14 protein-coding genes, 1 tRNA gene and 1 pseudogene are annotated in these 16,428 nt (G+C 68.3%); 8 read left to right on the top strand and 8 right to left on the bottom strand.

What is annotated here, in order from left to right; genetic code table 11:
• The 3 genes from HUU96_RS02930 to HUU96_RS02920 all read left to right on the top strand — a co-directional run.
• The coding region (locus HUU96_RS02930) for a PD-(D/E)XK nuclease family protein (protein ID WP_174291367.1) at positions 1–289 on the top strand (289 nt) is incomplete at its 5' end.
• A gap of 62 nt (positions 290–351) precedes the next feature.
• Positions 352–675, top strand: a complete 324-nt coding sequence (gene trxA, locus HUU96_RS02925) for a thioredoxin TrxA (RefSeq protein ID WP_174291366.1) — start codon at positions 352–354, stop codon at positions 673–675.
• Positions 675–1,169 (top strand): hypothetical protein, encoded by a 495-nt coding sequence (locus HUU96_RS02920; protein WP_174291365.1) that lies wholly within the window; start codon positions 675–677, stop codon positions 1,167–1,169. The genes trxA and HUU96_RS02920 overlap by 1 nt, the downstream gene beginning before the upstream one ends.
• Here the strand turns inward: HUU96_RS02920 and argJ are convergent, their stop codons facing one another.
• Positions 1,170–2,390, bottom strand: coding sequence for a bifunctional glutamate N-acetyltransferase/amino-acid acetyltransferase ArgJ (gene argJ / locus HUU96_RS02915; protein ID WP_174291364.1), 1,221 nt, complete (start codon positions 2,388–2,390; stop codon positions 1,170–1,172).
• A gap of 90 nt (positions 2,391–2,480) precedes the next feature.
• Between argJ and HUU96_RS02910 the strand changes: the two genes are divergently transcribed.
• The 3 genes from HUU96_RS02910 to secA all read left to right on the top strand — a co-directional run bounded on the left by HUU96_RS02910 (position 2,481) and on the right by secA (position 6,035).
• Positions 2,481–2,879: a TonB family protein gene (locus HUU96_RS02910; protein WP_174291363.1), complete on the top strand. Its 399-nt coding sequence runs from the start codon at positions 2,481–2,483 to the stop codon at positions 2,877–2,879.
• A 45-nt stretch (positions 2,880–2,924) separates the two neighbouring features.
• Positions 2,925–3,179: a hypothetical protein gene (locus HUU96_RS02905; protein WP_174291362.1), complete on the top strand. Its 255-nt coding sequence runs from the start codon at positions 2,925–2,927 to the stop codon at positions 3,177–3,179.
• A 105-nt stretch (positions 3,180–3,284) separates the two neighbouring features.
• Positions 3,285–6,035: a preprotein translocase subunit SecA gene (gene secA, locus HUU96_RS02900; protein WP_174291361.1), complete on the top strand. Its 2,751-nt coding sequence runs from the start codon at positions 3,285–3,287 to the stop codon at positions 6,033–6,035.
• A gap of 57 nt (positions 6,036–6,092) precedes the next feature.
• Here secA and HUU96_RS02895 read toward each other — a convergent pair whose 3' ends face one another.
• The 5 genes and pseudogenes from HUU96_RS02895 to moaA form a co-directional block, all read right to left on the bottom strand.
• A complete protein-coding gene (locus HUU96_RS02895) occupies positions 6,093–6,734 on the bottom strand; it encodes a CC0125/CC1285 family lipoprotein (protein WP_174291360.1) in 642 nt (213 codons plus the stop codon).
• Positions 6,735–6,871: 137 nt separating this feature from the next.
• A pseudogene (locus HUU96_RS02890) lies at positions 6,872–7,283 on the bottom strand (secondary thiamine-phosphate synthase enzyme YjbQ).
• A gap of 26 nt (positions 7,284–7,309) precedes the next feature.
• A tRNA-Asn gene (locus tag HUU96_RS02885) sits at positions 7,310–7,384 on the bottom strand.
• A 57-nt stretch (positions 7,385–7,441) separates the two neighbouring features.
• Positions 7,442–8,221, bottom strand: coding sequence for an NAD kinase (locus tag HUU96_RS02880; protein ID WP_174291359.1), 780 nt, complete (start codon positions 8,219–8,221; stop codon positions 7,442–7,444).
• A 22-nt stretch (positions 8,222–8,243) separates the two neighbouring features.
• Positions 8,244–9,263 (bottom strand): GTP 3',8-cyclase MoaA, encoded by a 1,020-nt coding sequence (gene moaA / locus HUU96_RS02875; protein WP_174291358.1) that lies wholly within the window; start codon positions 9,261–9,263, stop codon positions 8,244–8,246.
• An 82-nt stretch (positions 9,264–9,345) separates the two neighbouring features.
• Here moaA and HUU96_RS02870 point away from each other — a divergent pair, with 82 nt between their 5' ends.
• The gene (locus HUU96_RS02870; protein ID WP_174291357.1) at positions 9,346–10,890 is read left to right on the top strand and encodes an EAL domain-containing protein; all 1,545 of its coding nucleotides are present in this window, start codon (positions 9,346–9,348) and stop codon (positions 10,888–10,890) included.
• Between the two features lies 1 nt (position 10,891).
• On the opposite strand, the gene mfd is transcribed toward HUU96_RS02870, so the two are convergent.
• Positions 10,892–14,362, bottom strand: a complete 3,471-nt coding sequence (gene mfd / locus HUU96_RS02865; RefSeq protein WP_174291356.1) for a transcription-repair coupling factor — start codon at positions 14,360–14,362, stop codon at positions 10,892–10,894.
• Between the two features lie 20 nt (positions 14,363–14,382).
• A complete protein-coding gene (locus tag HUU96_RS02860) occupies positions 14,383–14,649 on the bottom strand; it encodes a succinate dehydrogenase assembly factor 2 (RefSeq protein WP_174291355.1) in 267 nt (88 codons plus the stop codon).
• Positions 14,650–14,719: 70 nt separating this feature from the next.
• Here HUU96_RS02860 and HUU96_RS02855 point away from each other — a divergent pair.
• Positions 14,720–16,428: ATP-dependent DNA helicase RecG (locus HUU96_RS02855; RefSeq protein ID WP_174291354.1), on the top strand; the 1,709-nt coding region annotated here is incomplete at its 3' end.

The following is a 16,428-nucleotide window of genomic DNA, read 5'->3' as shown; positions in this document are numbered from 1 at the left end:
GCTGGACGACGGCATCGTCGTGGCGGGTACCGTCGACCGCCTGCTCGTCACGCCGCAGCTTGTCCGTCTGATCGACTACAAGACGGGACGCGCGCCGATCGGCCTTGCAGACGTGCCGCCCTATCACCTGCGCCAGATGGCCGCCTATGCCGCCGCGCTTGCGGTGATCTTCCCCGATCGGGCGATCGAGGCGATGTTGCTGTATACATCGGGGCCGCTGCTGCTGGCCCTGCCACCCGATCTGCTGGTCGCGCACAAGCCGGGCTTCGCGTCGGTGGAGCAAAGCTAGCGGGCAGGTGGTTGAGGCCGCGGACCGCCGCACTTAGATAGATGCCTGCAAGGAGACTGATCATGCCGACCAAGACAATCACCGACGCCAGCTTCCAGTCCGACGTGATCGGTGCCGACGGTCCGGTGCTGGTCGATTTCTGGGCAGAGTGGTGCGGGCCGTGCAAGATGATCGGGCCGAGCCTGGAGGAACTGTCGGAAGAGCTCGGCGGCCAGGTGACGATCGCCAAGCTTAACATCGACGACAACCCCGACGCGCCAGGCAAGTATGGGGTGCGCGGCATCCCGACCATGATCCTGTTCAAGGATGGCGCGCCGGCAGCGACCAAGGTGGGTGCCGAGCCCAAGGGGCGGATCAAGGCTTGGCTGGAGGGCGCGCTGGCCTGATGCTGGCGGCGGCGCTGTTGCTTCAGGTGGCGGCGGTGCCGCCGTCGAACACCCGCGCCGGCGATCCAGGGTACAATGCAGCGTTCAATGGTCCGGAAGCCTGTTCACGCGAGGAGATCGAGAATGGTACGCAGGTCATAGTCAATTTGGGTGACCGGTCATGCGTAAAGATCAAGCCGTCTCGGACCTATCAAGGATTGTGGGTTAACGCCTTCGAAGGACGACGATTTATTGACGGCGGCCATGGTAGATGGGATGTCAGTCGCCATCACTCGGATGTTTGGTTCAGCACCGATGATCAGACGCGTCATGAAGAAACGTCGCCCTGTCCTCGTCAGCATGTGTGCAAGATCACGTTCGACGGTCGCGAAGCAGTGGATATGCAAAGGTCCGGCGCTTTTGAAGGTTATGGACATATGGGCATGAGTGCCGGCTTGGTGCTTGCCGATCGCATTGCCAGCATCAAGGATCTCGGCCTGATCGAACGACGCTGATCAGCTCCGATAATCGGCATTGATCGAGATGTAGCCGTGCGTCAGGTCGCACGTCCACACCGTCGCGCGGCCGTCGCCGAGGCCCAGGTCGGCACCGATCTCGATCTCCTGGCCCTTGAGGTGAGCCGCCACTGGTGCCTCGTCATAGCCCTCGACCGCCAGGCCGCCGCTCGCAACCTGCGTCGTGCCGAAGCGGATCGACAGCTGGTCGCGCTCGGCCGGTTCTCCCGCCTTGCCGACCGCCATCACCACGCGGCCCCAATTGGCATCCTCGCCGGCGATCGCGGTCTTGACCAGTGGCGAGTTGGCGATGCTCATCGCGATCCGGTGCGCGCTGCGGTCGCTCTCGGCCCCGGTGACCTCGACCGTGATGAACTTGCTCGCACCCTCGCCGTCGCGCACCACCAGCTGCGCGAGCTGGCGGCAAAGATCGACCAGCGCCGCCCGGAACGCGTCCGCGCCGTCGCTGTCGTCCCCGCTTAGCGGTGCATTGCCGGCCACGCCGGTGGCGAAGGCCAGGACGGTGTCGCTGGTCGAGGTGTCGCTGTCGACCGTGATCGCCGAGAAGCTGCGCCCGTTCGCCGATGCAAGGGCCGCCTGCAGGAACGCGGCCTCTACCGCCGCGTCGGTGAAGACGAAGCCCAGCATCGTCGCCATGTCGGGCGCAATCATGCCCGATCCCTTGATGATGCCGACCAGAGCCACCGTGCGGCCGTCAACGATCGCGGTCGCGACCGCCGCCTTGGGAAAGGTGTCGGTGGTGCCGATCGCGTTCGTCGCGTCGAGCCATGACGCTTCGGGCGCGACGAAGGCGGCGTCAAGCCCAGCCTCGGCCTTGTCGATCGGCAGCGGCACGCCGATCACGCCGGTGGAGGCGACGAACACGTCCGATGGCTGGCAGCCACGATGTTGCGCGACGCGTGCGGCGATCGCCTCCACCGCCGTGCGGCCGCGGGCGCCGGTGAAGGCGTTGGAGTTGCCGGCATTGACCACCAACGCCTGCGCCTGGCCGAGCACCAGCGCCTTGCGGCACCACTCCACCTCCGGCGAGGGGCAGCGGCTGGTGGTGAGCACGCCCGCGACAACGGTGCCGGGTGCCAGCTCGACATAGGTCAGGTCGCACCGGTCCCACGTCTTGTAGTGCGCCCGCGCGACGCGAACGGTGACGCCGGCGATGGCCGGCGCGTCGGGGAAAGGCTGGGCGAGCGGCGAGATGGTCATGCCCGCCTCATGACCCGCGGCACTCTGGCGGGCAAGCGCTTGCATCGTGCGCCAAGACTGCCGATCTGTCGGGAAAGGAGATCGGAGTCGATGAAGATGGACGCACTGACCGCGACCCTGGCGCTGGCGGCGATCGCCGCCGCTCCCACCGGCAAGGCGCACCGGCCGCTACCGGTCGAGGCGATCGGGCAGTGGTTCGGTGCCGATGCATACCCGCCCGACGCGGTTACCGCGAACGAGCAGGGCAGGGTGGGCGCGCAGCTGACCGTCGACGCGACCGGCAAGCCTACGGGTTGCGTGGTGTCGTCGTCGAGCGGGTCGTTCGCGCTCGATAGTGGCACCTGCGGCATCGCCATGGCGCATCTAACGTTCAAACCCGCGACCGACGTCGGCGGTCAGCCGATCGCCGGTGTCTACCCGTTCGCGGTTCGCTGGGTGATCCCCACGCCGGCGGCGGCACCGGCCCAGCCGGCGATGCCGCCGCAGTGACGTGGGACATGGACGCTGCGGCTCGCCTGCGGTAATACGCTGATCATGCGTTTGCTGCTGCTCATCTCAGCCCTGCTGACCGCCCTGACCGGCGTGACCGGTACGCGCGCGGCTGCGCAGCCGGTACAGGCGAGCGCCGCTGCGACGATCGCCCTGCCGCGGTTGGTGGCGGTATCGCCGGTGACCTCGCGGTTCACCGTCCCGGCCTATGGCACGGTGCCGCCGCTGCAACTGGTTGCGCCGCGGCTGGTGTCGGTGGCGGCTGCGCGGGTCCTCTACGCCGAGCGCCGGCGCGAGTGAGACGGCCGCCGCTCGCCTGATCCGGCGCGACGGCATTCCTGCTCCGCATCTTCCGGCCGCTGGCGCATCTGCGCCGCGGCGTCATCGCCCGTTAGGAACATTTCCATGCCTATCCCCGGCTTCGGTGCCGTCGCCAAGTCCCTGTTCGGCTCGTCCAACGACCGCTACGTCAAGTCGCTCGCGCCGCTGGTTGCGAAGATCGCCGGCTTCGAGGACACGCTGGCGGCGATCGACGACGCCGCGCTCGCCAACCAGACCGTCCTGTTCCGCGAGCGGCTGACGGCGGGCGAGAAGCTCGACGCTATCCTGCCCGAAGCGTTCGCGACGGTGCGTGAGGCGGCGAAGCGCGTGCTCGGGATGCGCCATTTCGACGTGCAGATGATCGGTAGTATTGTCCTCCACCGTGGCGAGATCGCCGAGATGCGCACCGGCGAGGGCAAGACGCTGGTGGCGACGCTCGCCGTCTATCTCAACGCGCTGCCGGGCGAGGGCGTCCACGTCATAACCGTCAACGACTATCTCGCCGCGCGTGACGCCGAGTGGATGGGGCAGGTCTATCGCTTCCTCGGCCTGTCGGTCGGCGTCATCGTCCCCAATTTGTCCGACGAGCAGCGCCGCGCCGCGTACAACAGCGACATCACCTATGGCACCAACAACGAGTTCGGCTTCGACTATCTACGCGACAACATGAAATACGATCGCGCGTCGATGGTGCAGCGGCGCTTCGCGATGGCGATCGTCGACGAGGTCGATTCGGTGCTGATCGACGAGGCGCGCACGCCGCTGATCATCTCCGGCCCGACCGACGACAAGTCGGAGCTGTACATGCAGGTCGACGCGGTGGTGAAGCGGCTCGACGCGGTCGATTACGAGAAAGACGAGAAGCAGAAGTCGATCATCCTGACCGAGGACGGCACCGAGAAGGTCGAGCGGATGCTGGAGGATGCCGGCCTGCTGGAGGGCGCGAACCTCTACGACTTCGAAAACACGCAGGTGGTGCACCACCTGAACCAGTCGCTGCGTGCCAACATGATGTTCAAGCGCGACACTGACTATATCGTCAAGGACGAGAAGGTCGTCATCATCGACGAGTTTACCGGCCGGATGATGGACGGGCGGCGCTGGTCCGACGGCCTCCACCAGGCTGTCGAGGCCAAGGAGGGCGTGACGATCGAGCCCGAGAACCAGACGATGGCGTCGATCACCTTCCAGAACTATTTCCGCATGTACCCCAAATTGTCGGGGATGACTGGCACCGCCGCGACCGAGGCGTCGGAGTTCTTCGACATCTACAAGATGAACGTTGTCACCATCCCGACCAACGTCACGGTGCGCCGCCGTGACGAGGAGGACGAGTTCTACAAGAACACTCAGGACAAGTTTCGCGCCATCGCCCGCAAGATCCGCGAACATGCCGCCAACGGCCAGCCGGTGCTGGTCGGCACCGTGTCGATCGAGAAGTCCGAGCTGCTGTCCGAGTTCCTCAACCAGGAGGGCGTCGATCACTCCGTCCTCAACGCTCGCCACCACGAGATGGAGGCGCATATCGTCGCCCAGGCCGGCCGGCTCGGCGCGGTGACGATCGCGACCAACATGGCCGGGCGCGGCACCGACATCCAGCTTGGCGGCAACCTCGAATTCCGCACCAACGACGAGTTGGCGACACTGCCCGAAGGCGCGCCGCGCGACGAGGCGATCGCCCGCATCCGCGAAGAAATTGCAGCCGAGAAGGACGCGGTGCTCGCCGCCGGTGGGCTGTTCGTGCTCGGCACCGAGCGGCATGAATCGCGGCGCATCGACAACCAGCTGCGCGGCCGGTCGGGGCGGCAGGGCGACCCGGGGCTGTCGCGCTTCTATCTCAGCCTCGACGACGACCTGCTGCGCATCTTCGGCCCCGACACGCTGTTCGCCAAGATGATGCGCAACAATATCGAGGACGGCGAGGCGATCGGGTCGAAATGGCTGACCAAGGCGATCGAGACCGCACAGAAGAAGGTCGAGGCGCGCAACTACGACGTGCGCAAGCAGGTCGTCGAGTATGATGACGTGATGAACGACCAGCGCAAGGTCGTCTACGAACAGCGCGCCGACATTATGGATGCCGAGACCGTCGACGAGATGGTCGACGACATGCGCACCGAGACGGTCAACGCCGTCGTCGGCGCGGCGTGCCCGCCCAACTCCTATCCCGAGCAATGGGATGTCGAGGGCATGAAGACCGGCCTCGCCGAGCTGTTGGCGCTGCAGCCGCCGGTCGACGACTGGCTGAAGGAAGACGCGCTCGACGCCGAGATCGTCGAGGAGCGCGTGCGCGAGGCGGCCGACACGATGGTGCGCGACAAGGCGGCGACGCTTGATGCCGAGACCTGGAATCAGGTCGAGAAATCGATCCTGCTGCAGAATCTCGACCATCACTGGAAGGAGCATCTGGCGACGCTCGACGCGCTGCGTCAGGTCGTCCACCTGCGCGCCTATGCGCAGAAGACGCCGATCAACGAGTATAAGCAGGAGGCGTTCAGCCTGTTCGAGCGGATGCTGGACCAGATCCGCGAGGACGTGACCAAGACCATCGCCCATGCCGAGTTCCAGTATCAGCCGCCGGTCGGCCTGCCGGAACTGCCCGACTTCATCACCACGCACTTCGATCCGTTCACCGGCCTCGACGATTCTAACGACCGTGACGCCGGCTCGACCGGGCTGGTCCAGGCGCAACTGCCGCCGTTGCAGACGATCAGGCCGGAGGAACCGGACCTCGGCATGGACCCGGCATCATGGGTGGGGCGAGTGAGCCGCAACGCGCCATGCCCGTGCGGTTCTGGCCTGAAGTACAAGCACTGTCACGGCGCGGTGGCATAGCAAAGGGGCCGGAACGCTCGCGCGCCCGGCCCCTTCCGTTCCACTTAGAGCCGGCGATCAGCGGCGCGGCTGACCCGGCAACACGACGCTCGGCCCGACGGTCTCCACGACCTTGCGCGCATCGAAGGCGTGGATGTTGCCGTCCGGGATCGGTCCCTTGCGCATCACGATTTCCGCCGTCGCCTCGAACCGGTCGACGGTGTTGATGTCGAAGTCGTTGAACGCGCCGAAACCGCCGCCATACCAGGGGCTCCAGCCGAAGCCGCCGCCATAACCGCCGAACCCGCCGCCATGATAGCGCCACGACGGACCCCAATAGCCGCCAAGGCCGCCATAACCGAACCCGCCATAGCCGCCGAACCCGCCATAAGGGCCAAAGCCGCCGCCAGTGCTATAGGTCTGCTGACGCAGCTTGGTGTCGCGGCCGGCCATGACGAAATAATCATAGCCCTGCTGCAGCGTCAGCTGAGCCGAGCGGAAGAACAGATAGCGCTCTACCGTGTCGCGCGGGGTCGAGCTATTGCCCGAGAAGCTGACGATGAAGCGGCTCGGCTCGATCTGCCGCTCCGAATAGCCATCGCGATTGAAGCCGTGGCCGGTGGCCGGGCGGAAGGTGGTTTCGGTCTCGCAGCCCGCCAACAGCAGCGTCGTTGATGCGAGCGCTGCAATGACGGCCTTTCGACCCCATTGGACTGACATATGCTTTCTCCATTCGCGGCGGAGGCGGCGAACCGTTGTTGTATAGCGACGGTTAGTGGAACGAGCGATGAACGAGATGGCTCCACGCTGTCGATCGTAGAGCTATGTCGCTGCAATGACGCGAGAAACATGGGGCCTCAGCGTCGCTCGCCGATCAGGTGCAGCGCGATCTGGCGGTGGTGCGGCCGCGCCCGATGCTCGAACAGGTATATGCCCTGCCAGGTGCCGAGCGCAAGCGCGCCGTCGACCAGCGGCACCGACAAGCTGACCTGCGTCAGCGCGGTGCGCAGATGGGCGGGCATGTCGTCCGGGCCTTCGTCGTCATGCTCATAGGCGTGGGCATCGGGCGAAATACGCCTGGATATCGCGGCGAACGGCGGGGGCGGCGTTCTCGTTGATGAGCAGCGAGGCGGAGGTGTGGCGGCAGAACAGCGTCAGCAGACCAATGTCGAGGCGTTGCCGGCTGACCCAATCGGTAACCTGCCGGGTGATCTCGACCAGGCCGGCACCATGGCTGTCGACGGTTATGATGGTCGCTGCCTGCTGCATCGACGCTCAACGCCGGGCAGGAACGCTGGCTCCCTGAGTAGGATTCGAACCTACGACCAAGTGATTAACAGTCACCTACTCTACCGCTGAGCTATCAGGGAACAGCGTCGCAATCGCGCTATACCGCCGCAAGAACAGGACGCAACCCCCACGTAAGGTCAGGCGACGAACTGCTCCATGGTGATACGGTCGTCGAGCGCGTGCTCGGGATCGAACAGCAAAGTCAGCTCGCGGGCGCGATCCATAGCGATGGCGACGCTGGCGACGTCGCGGATCTCGCGCTGGTCCGCGACGGCCGACACCGGCCGCTTGCCAGGGTTCAGCACGCGGATGCCGATTCGCGCCTTGTCTGGCAGGATCGCACCACGCCAGCGCCGCGGCCGGAACGCGCTGATCGGCGTCAGCGCGATCAACGCCGAGCCGAGCGGCAGGATCGGCCCCTGCGCCGACAGGTTGTAAGCGGTCGACCCGGCCGGCGTCGCCGCCAGCAGGCCGTCACACGCGAGTTCGGGCAGGACGATGCGGTCGTTGACCGTCACCTCCAGCTTCGCGGTCTGCCGCGTCTCGCGCAGCAGCGACACCTCGTTGATCGCCGGCAGGCTGTGGGTGCGGCCGTCGATGCCGGTCGCGGTCATCGCCAACGGCGTCACCATGAACGGCTTGGCGCGCGCCAGCCGCTCGTCAAGCCCATGAGGTCGCCACTCGTTCATCAGGAAACCGACAGTGCCGAGATTCATCCCGAACACCGGCGGCTGAGAACGACGCTCCAGCATCAGGTGCAGCGTCTGCAGCATGAAGCCGTCGCCGCCCAGCGCCACCACCAAGTCGGGTTGGTCGTCGATACCGACCCAGTCGGCGGCGTCGGCCAGCGCAGCGGCAGCGGCCTGCGCGGGCGGGGTCGGCGAGGCGACCAGCGCTCGCCGCGCATAATGGGTCACCGACCCGCCTTCATGGTGCCGGTCATCCGCCGGTGACGCTCATGTGCCGCGCCACCGCCGGAGCTTCTCCGGTGCCGATGCGGAAATCATGGCGCAGCGGCTTGATCGCGAGCGAAAGGTCGATGGCCCCATCCAGGCCGGCGATCCCGCCCTCGCGCAGCGCTGCCTTGAGGTCGACCTGATCGTCATGGCCGAGGCAGGCGTAGAGCTTGCCGTCGGTGGTCAGCCGCACCCGGTTGCAGCCGTCGCAGAAATTGGCGGTCAGCGGCGATATCAGCCCCAGCCGCGTCGCCGTTCCCGCCACACGCCAATAGCGGGCGGGGCCGCCGCTGCGATGCGCATCGCGCACCAGCGGAAACCGCGTCGAGAGGTCCTCGAACACCCGCGTCAGCGGCACGAACCGGTCCGCGCGATCCTCATCGATCGCGCCCAACGGCATGGTCTCGATCAGCGACAGGTCGACACCCTCGTCGATGCACCAGGCCAGGATCGCGGGGATCTCCGCCTCGTTGAGGCCGGCGAGGGCGACGGTGTTCAGCTTGACGGCCAGCCCGGCCGCGCGGGCCGCCCGGATGCCGGCGATCACCTGCGCGACATCGCCATGGCGCGTGATGAAGCGGAACCGGTTGGGGTCGAGGCTGTCGAGGCTGACATTTATGCGGGTCATGCCGGCCGCGACCAGCCGCTCGGCGTGCTGCGCCAGCCGGGTGCCGTTGGTGGTCATGGTCAGCTCGTCGAGGCCGTCGCCAACATGGCGGCCGAGCCGCTCGACCAGATCGCCGACATCGCGGCGGACCAGCGGCTCGCCTCCCGACAGCCTGATCTTGGTGACTCCGCGCGCGATGAAGCGCTCGGCGATGATCGCGATCTCCTCCAGCGCCAGCAGCGCGCTGCGCGGCAGGAAGGTCATCTGCTCCGACATGCAGTAGCGGCAGCGCAGGTCGCACCGGTCGGTGACCGAGATGCGCAGGTAACGGATGGCGCGGCCGTGCGCGTCGACCATGCCCGAACCGGCAGCAGCAGGAGCAAGCGAGGTGGCCATCGCGATCAGCTAGGGTGCGGCGGCGGTCGCGGCAAGGGCGTTCGCGCATTGGCGAGCACGGTAGGCTGGGCTAGGCGAAGCCATGACTACGCGCAGCTCGGTGCAGATTTGGTCGCCAGACGCCGCCGAAGCGCTGGCAGCGATCGCACAAGAGGCGGGTTGGGACGTTTCGCCGTCGGAGCACGCTGCGGCGGCTGCGATCATCGACGCACGGCTGGCCGAAGACGGCGCGATCGCCGTTCTTCGCGAGGGGGCGACGCCCTGGCAGATCGCGTTAGTGAGCGAAGCCGATCCCGCCGCCCAGGACCGCCTGATCGCCGCTGGAGCGAACCAGATCGCGGTCGTCGGCGCGGATGGTGCAGGGCTGGCGCAGGCGCTGCGACTGGCCGGGCGGGCGCGGCCGGTTGTGGCGGATCGGCGCGAGGTGGCGACCGACGGCTCGCCAAGGCTGGCCGAGTGGATCGACGATCGGCTCGCCGCTGCTCAGCCGATCGCGATCGTTCATGTCGCGCTGCTCCGCCTTGACCTCGTCAACGCTGCGCTCGGCCGGTCGATCGGCACCGCACTCACCAACGCCGCCGAGCGCCGCATCGCCGCTCAGGTTTCGGCAGTTGCCGAGGATGACGGCATGGTCGCGCGGATCACCGGACCCGGCTTCGCCGCCGTGATCGCCGGAGCCGCCGATCGCGCGGTGACCGCGGCGGCGCGGATCGAGGAGGCGCTGGCCCGGCGTTTCCGGCTGGACGATCTCGACGTGGTACTCGGCGTGCGTCTCGGGCTGATCGTCGCCCGAGCAGGGGAGGGCGGCGAGGCGCTGGTCGCGCGGGCGGTGGCGGCAAGCAGTCCCGTCGTGGCCGCCGCGGCCGACGATCCGCTCGCGGTCGATGTCCATCTGGCGCTGACCCGCGGCGAGATCGCGATCCTGTTCCAGCCGCAGGCGCGGATGATGGACGGCGAGGTGAGCGGGGTCGAGGCGCTGGCCCGCTGGCGGCACCCGCGACTGGGCGAGCTGGGAGCGGAGGCGCTGCTGGCGGCCGCAGACCGCGCCGGGATCGGGATCGCCTTGTCGGAGCATATCCAGCGAGCGGTGCTGGACCAGGTGGCCGCGTGGCCGCCGAGGCTGGCACGGCTGCGCGTCGCGCTCAACCTTACCGCTGCCGACCTGGCCCGGCCCGGATTTATCGAGACGCTGCTCGCCCATATCGACGCCAGCGGCGTCTCGCGCGAGCGGCTGACGCTGGAGATCACCGAGACCGAACTGATGGCCGACCTCGACGCCGCCGCCGCCGTGCTGGGCGCGCTGCAGGCGGCGGGATGCCGGATCGCGATCGACGATTTCGGCACGGGCTATTCCAGCCTCGCCTATCTCGCCTCGCTGCCGATCGACTATCTCAAGATCGACCGTTCGCTGGTGGGAGGTATCGAGGGCGACAATCGCGCGCAGGTGGTGGTGCGCGGCGCGATCGACATGGCGCGCTCGCTGGGGCTGACGGTGATCGCCGAAGGGGTCGAGACGGCGGCGCAGCGCGACCTGCTCGCGGCGACCGGCTGCGCGGTGTACCAGGGCTTCCTGCTCGCGCCGCCGCTCGACGAGGCGGCTTTGATGGCGCTTGTCGGCGGAGGCTGACCTACCCCGCCGCCTTCGCCAGCCCCTTCGACAGTTGCAGCGCGCCGTTCAGCCGCGCCCTGGGGTCGGCCCAGGCGCGGGTCAGCACGAACTTGCTGTCCGGGCGTAGCCTGGCGATGCCGCCCAGCTTGGCGACATAGGCGAGCAGGCCGTCGACATTGGGCGGCCGGTCGTCGTGGAAGCTGACCAGCGCGCCCTTGGCACCGACATCCATCTTCGCCACGCAGGCCTTGCGGGCGTTCAGCTTGATCTCGATGATGCGGATCAAATTCTCGGTCGCGTCGGGGAGCGCGCCGAACCGGTCGATCATCTCGGCGGCGAACGACTCGATCGCGGCGACGTCCTCCAGGTCGTTGAGGCGGCGGTACAGCCCCATGCGCAGGTCGAGGTCGGGGACATAGTCCTCGGGGATCAGGATCGGCGCATCGACGGTGATCTGGGGCGAGAAGTCGCGCTGGCGCTCGCGGAAGCCACCTGCCTTGGCCTCCATGATCGCCTCCTCCAGCATTGACTGGTAGAGTTCGTAGCCAACCTCCTTGATGTGCCCCGACTGCTCGTCGCCCAGCAGATTGCCGGCACCGCGGATGTCGAGGTCGTGGCTGGCGAGCTGGAAGCCGGCACCGAGCGAGTCGAGGTCGCTCAACACCTTCAGCCGCTTCTCCGCCGCCTCCGTCACCATCCGCTCGGGCGGGGTAACGAGATAGCAATAAGCGCGCGTCTTCGACCGGCCGACGCGCCCGCGCAGCTGGTAGAGCTGGGCGAGGCCGAAGCGGTCGGCGCGGTTGACGATCATGGTGTTGGCCGACGGGATGTCGAGGCCCGATTCGACGATGGTGGTCGACACCAGCACCTCAAACTTGCGGTCGTAGAAGGCCGACATGCGCTCCTCGACCTCGGTCGGTGCCATCTGGCCGTGCGCGACGACGTAGCGGATCTCGGGCACCTCCTTGCGGAGATACTCCTCGATATCGGGCAGGTCGGCGATCTTGGGGGTGACGAGGAAGCTCTGCCCGCCGCGGTAATGCTCGCGCAGCAGCGCCTCGCGCAGCACCACCGGGTCCCACGGCATGACATAGGTGCGCGTGGCGAGCCGGTCGACCGGCGGCGTCTGGATCACCGACAGCTCGCGCAGGCCGCTCATCGCCATCTGCAGCGTGCGCGGGATCGGCGTCGCGGTCAGCGTCAGCATGTGGACGTCGGCCTTCAGCGCCTTCAGCCGCTCCTTGTGGGTGACGCCGAAACGCTGCTCCTCATCGACCACCACCAGGCCGATGCGCTTGAAGTCGATCGACTTGGCGAGGATCGCGTGGGTGCCGATCACCACGTCGACCGTGCCGGCGGCCAGGCCGTCGCGCACCTTCTTCGCCTCCGCGGCGGTGACGAGGCGCGACAGCCGGCCGATCTCGATCGGGAAGCCCTCGAACCGGGCGCGGAAGTTGTTGTAATGCTGGCGCGCGAGCAGCGTGGTCGGGCAGACGACCGCGACCTGATGCCCCGCCATCGCCGCGACGAAGGCGGCGCGCAGCGCGATCTCGGTCTTGCCGAAGCCGACGTCGCCGACAATCAAGCGGTCCATCGGCTTGCCGGCGGCGAGGTCGGCGAGCACGTCGTCGATCGCGCGTTCCTGGTCGTCGGTCTCCTGATAGGGGAAGCGGTCGACGAAACTGGGATAGCTACTGGCGTCGGGCTCGGCGATCTCGCCGGGGCGCAGCGCGCGTTCGGCGGCGACGGCGATCAGCTCACCGGCGATCTCGCGGATGCGCTCCTTCATGCGGCTCTTACGCCGCTGCCACGCCTCGCCGCCGAGCCGGTCGAGCGCCGCGCCGTCCTCGCCCGAGCCGTAGCGCGACAGGACTTCGAGGTTCTCGACGGGGACGTAGAGCTTGTCGCCGCCGGCATATTCGAGCGCGACGCAGTCGTGCGCGGCGCGCGACACCGGGATCTGGGTCAGGCCGATATAGCGGCCGATGCCGTGATCGGCGTGGACGACGAGGTCGCCGGGGGAGAGCGTCGCCAGCTCGGCGAGGAAGGCGTCGGCGGACTTGCGGCGCTTGGAGCGGCGGATCAGTCGGTCGCCGAGCATGTCCTGCTCGGTCAGCACCGCCACGTCGGGGGCGGAGAAGCCGTGGTCGAGCGGGAGCACGACCATCGCGACGCCGAAGCTCTTGGAGGTGTCCGCCGCACCCAGCGCCTGCTGCCACGTCTCGGCCAGCACCGCGCCCTTGAGGTCGTGGTCTTTGAGCAGCCCCGCCAACCGCTCGCGCGCGCCGACCGAATAGCTCGCTAGCACCGGCTTGCGGCCGGCCTTGCGCAGCTTGGCGATGTGCTCGACCACCGCCTCGTAGATGTTCTCGTGCGCGGCGCGTTCGGGGGCGAAGTCGCGCGGGCCGTCGACGCCGAAGTCGAGCACGGTCGCGCTTTCGGGCTCATGGAACGGGCTGACGAGATGCGCGCGCGCCTTCTGCTCCGCCGCCGCCAGCTCGCCGCCGTCAAGGTAGAGCGCCTTGGCGAGTAGCGGCCGGTAGCTTCCGGGTGCCGCTCCCTCGGCGCGCTTGCGGTTCTGGTAATAGTCGGCGATCGCCTCCAGCCGGCCCTCGACCGCGCCCGGTGCGCCCGAGTCGCGCACCACCACGTCGCTCGGCGATAGATGATCCCAGAAAGTCGCCAGCTTGTCCTCGAACAACGGCAGCCAATGCTCCATCCCGGCGAGCCGCCGCCCTTCCGACACCGCCTGGTACAGCGGATCGCCGGTCGCGGTCGCGCCGAAGGTCTCGCGGTAGCGGCCGCGGAAGCGCTTGACCGACTCCTCGTCGAGCAGCGCCTCCGACGCCGGCAACAGGGTGAAGCCGTCCAGCCGGCCGACCGTGCGCTGGTCGGCGGGGTCGAACTGGCGCACGCTCTCGATCTCGTCGCCGAAGAAGTCGAGGCGCAGCGCCTGCTCTTCGCCGCTGGGGAACAGGTCGACCAGCCCGCCGCGCACCGAATATTCGCCCTGGTCGTGGACGGTGTCGGTGCGGACATAGCCGTTCGCCTGGAGCAGGGTCGCCAGATCGTCGCGGCCGATCCGCTCGCCCGGCGCGAGCGTCGCGACCAGCTGGCGGATGCGGAAGGGCGTCAGCACGCGCTGGGTGACGGCGGTGGCAGTGGTCAGGACCAGCTGCGGCCCCTTCGACTTTGCCTGCAACCGGTGCAGCGCCGCCACCCGCTCCGCCATGCCGCGCAAGGTAGGCGACGCACGGTCATAGGGCAGGCAGTCCCAGGCGGGGAACTGCACCACCTCCAGCTCGGGCGCGAAGAACGGCGCGGTCGAGGCGACGGCGCGCATCGCCGCCTCGTCCGGCGCGACGAACACGCAACGCGAGCCCTTGCCGGCGCGGGCGAGGTCGGCGAGCAGCGACGGCAGGAAACCGGACGGCACGCCCGACAGGGTCAGCGGCTGGCGAGCGTCGAGAATGGTCTGGAGAGAAGGCAAAACAGGCTTTCGGTTGAGAATCAGCGCGGGATGGCAACGTAATCGATGGCGCGCATCGCCTGCATCTGCACGCCCTCCCAGGCCGACGGGCAGGGCAGCGAGCCGATTGCCCAGCCCATGATGTCGACGTCCTGCTCCTCGATCAGCATCTCGAACCAATCCAGTTCGGCCTCGCTCCAGCCGGCGTGGTGCGCGTCGAAATAGCCGCCGATCATCAGGTCGGCTTCCTTGGTGCCGCGATGATGCGCGCGAAAGCGCAGGCGCTTGATGCGGGTGGCGTGATCCATGCGGCTCCAACGGCGATAAGCCGGCGGGCGCTTTCAGCGACCGTCGGCTGGGGTATAGCGTCAGATAGTCATGCGGCCCGAAATCCTCAATCCGCTGTTTGCCGAGGTCACCGCGCTGAAGGGCGTCGGTCCGGCGCTGGCGAAGCCGCTCGACCGGCTCGGCCTCGCGCGCGCCGTCGACGTCGCGCTGCACCTGCCGACCGGCTGGATCGACCGGGTGGCGCGCGACGAGCTGATGGCGAGCGACGCGGGGCGGACGATCGCGATCACGCTGACCCCGCGCGACTATCGGATCAGCCGCGGCCGCGGGCCGACGCGGGTGCAGGCGACCGACGCGCGCGGCAACTATGTCAGCCTTGTTTATTTCGGCGGCGCTTCAGGTTATGTGAAGAAGCTGCTGCCGCTCGGCGAGGCGCGGCTCGTGTCGGGCAAGGTCGAGCAGTACGGCCAGGAACTGCAGATCCTCCACCCCGACCTCGCCGAACCGGGCGAGCCGTTCCGGGAGCGCGAGCCGATCTATCCGCTGTCGGAGGGCCTAACGTCACGACGCCTGGCCGCCCTTGCCGAGCAGGCGGTGGCGCGCGCGCCGGTGTTGCCGGAGTGGATCGAGCCCGGGCTGAAGGCGAGCCGGGGCTGGCCCGACTGGCGCGACGCGCTGGCGGCGGTCCACGCCGATCCGGCCGACGGACCTGCGCGCGAGCGGCTCGCCTATGACGAGCTTTTCGCGAATCAGCTGGCGATGGCGCTGGTCCGCGCCGACACCCGCCGCCGCAAGGGACGGGCGCTGGTCGGCGACGGCCGGCTGCGCGACGCGCTGAGCCTGCCCTACGCGATGACCGGGGCGCAGGCGCGGACGGTGTGCGAGATCGAGGGCGACCTCGCCCAAGCCTCGCCGATGCTGCGGCTGCTGCAGGGCGATGTCGGCTCGGGCAAGACGCTGGTCGCGGCGATGGCCTTGCTGATCGCGGTGGAAGCGGGCGCGCAGGGGGCGATGCTGGCACCGACCGAGATCCTGGCGCGGCAGCATTACGAGACGCTGCGCAAGCTCCTCGCCGGCCTGCCGGTGGAGATCGCGGTGCTGACCGGCCGCGACAAGGGCCGTGCGCGCGAGGCGACGCTGATGGCGCTAGCGGCGGGGCAGATCGACATCCTGGTCGGCACCCACGCGATCTTCCAGGAGGCGGTCGGCTATCGCGACCTGGCGCTGGTGGTGGTCGACGAGCAGCACCGTTTCGGCGTCGCCGAGCGGATGATGCTGCAGGCGAAGGGACGCGCGCCGCCGCACCTGCTGGCGATGACCGCGACGCCGATCCCGCGCACGCTGACGCTCGCCCAATATGGCGAGATGGACGTCAGCCGGCTCGACGAGATGCCGCCGGGTCGCCAGCCGGTCGAGACGCTGGTGGTGTCGGAGGACCGGCTCGACGAGGTGGTCAACGCGCTCGGCCGGCATCTGTCGGAGGGTGGCCAGGCCTATTGGGTCTGCCCGCTGGTCGAGGAGAGCGAGCGCAGCGACCTCGCCGCCGCCGAGGCGCGCGCCGAGACGCTGCGGGCGCGGTTCGGCGAGCGCGTCGGGCTGGTCCACGGCCGGATGAAGCCCGCCGACAAGGACGCGGTGATGGAGGCGTTCGCGGGCGGGCGGCTCGGCGTGCTGGTCGCGACGACGGTGATCGAGGTCGGCGTCGACGTGCCCGCCGCGACGCTGATCGTCATCGAACATGCCGACCGCTTCGGCCTCGCCCAGCTGCACCAGCTGCGCGGGCGGGTCGGCCGGGGCGG

The organism is Sphingomonas bacterium, from assembly GCF_903644135.1.
Lineage (GTDB): Bacteria > Pseudomonadota > Alphaproteobacteria > Sphingomonadales > Sphingomonadaceae > Sphingomonas.
Note: the sequence above shows the minus strand (reverse complement) of the source record. Positions and strands in the feature narration are given on the sequence as shown.

What these genes read in the sequence shown, in the direction of transcription:
- trxA (WP_174291366.1), top strand. Translation starts at nt 352, where the DNA reads ATGCCGACCAAGACAATCACCGACGCCAGCTTCCAGTCCGACGTGATC.
- HUU96_RS02920 (WP_174291365.1), top strand. Translation starts at nt 675, where the DNA reads ATGCTGGCGGCGGCGCTGTTGCTTCAGGTGGCGGCGGTGCCGCCGTCG.
- argJ (WP_174291364.1), bottom strand. Translation starts at nt 2,390, where the DNA reads ATGACCATCTCGCCGCTCGCCCAGCCTTTCCCCGACGCGCCGGCCATC.
- HUU96_RS02910 (WP_174291363.1), top strand. Translation starts at nt 2,481, where the DNA reads ATGAAGATGGACGCACTGACCGCGACCCTGGCGCTGGCGGCGATCGCC.
- HUU96_RS02905 (WP_174291362.1), top strand. Translation starts at nt 2,925, where the DNA reads ATGCGTTTGCTGCTGCTCATCTCAGCCCTGCTGACCGCCCTGACCGGC.
- secA (WP_174291361.1), top strand. Translation starts at nt 3,285, where the DNA reads ATGCCTATCCCCGGCTTCGGTGCCGTCGCCAAGTCCCTGTTCGGCTCG.
- HUU96_RS02895 (WP_174291360.1), bottom strand. Translation starts at nt 6,734, where the DNA reads ATGTCAGTCCAATGGGGTCGAAAGGCCGTCATTGCAGCGCTCGCATCA.
- moaA (WP_174291358.1), bottom strand. Translation starts at nt 9,263, where the DNA reads ATGGCCACCTCGCTTGCTCCTGCTGCTGCCGGTTCGGGCATGGTCGAC.
- HUU96_RS02870 (WP_174291357.1), top strand. Translation starts at nt 9,346, where the DNA reads ATGACTACGCGCAGCTCGGTGCAGATTTGGTCGCCAGACGCCGCCGAA.
- HUU96_RS02860 (WP_174291355.1), bottom strand. Translation starts at nt 14,649, where the DNA reads ATGGATCACGCCACCCGCATCAAGCGCCTGCGCTTTCGCGCGCATCAT.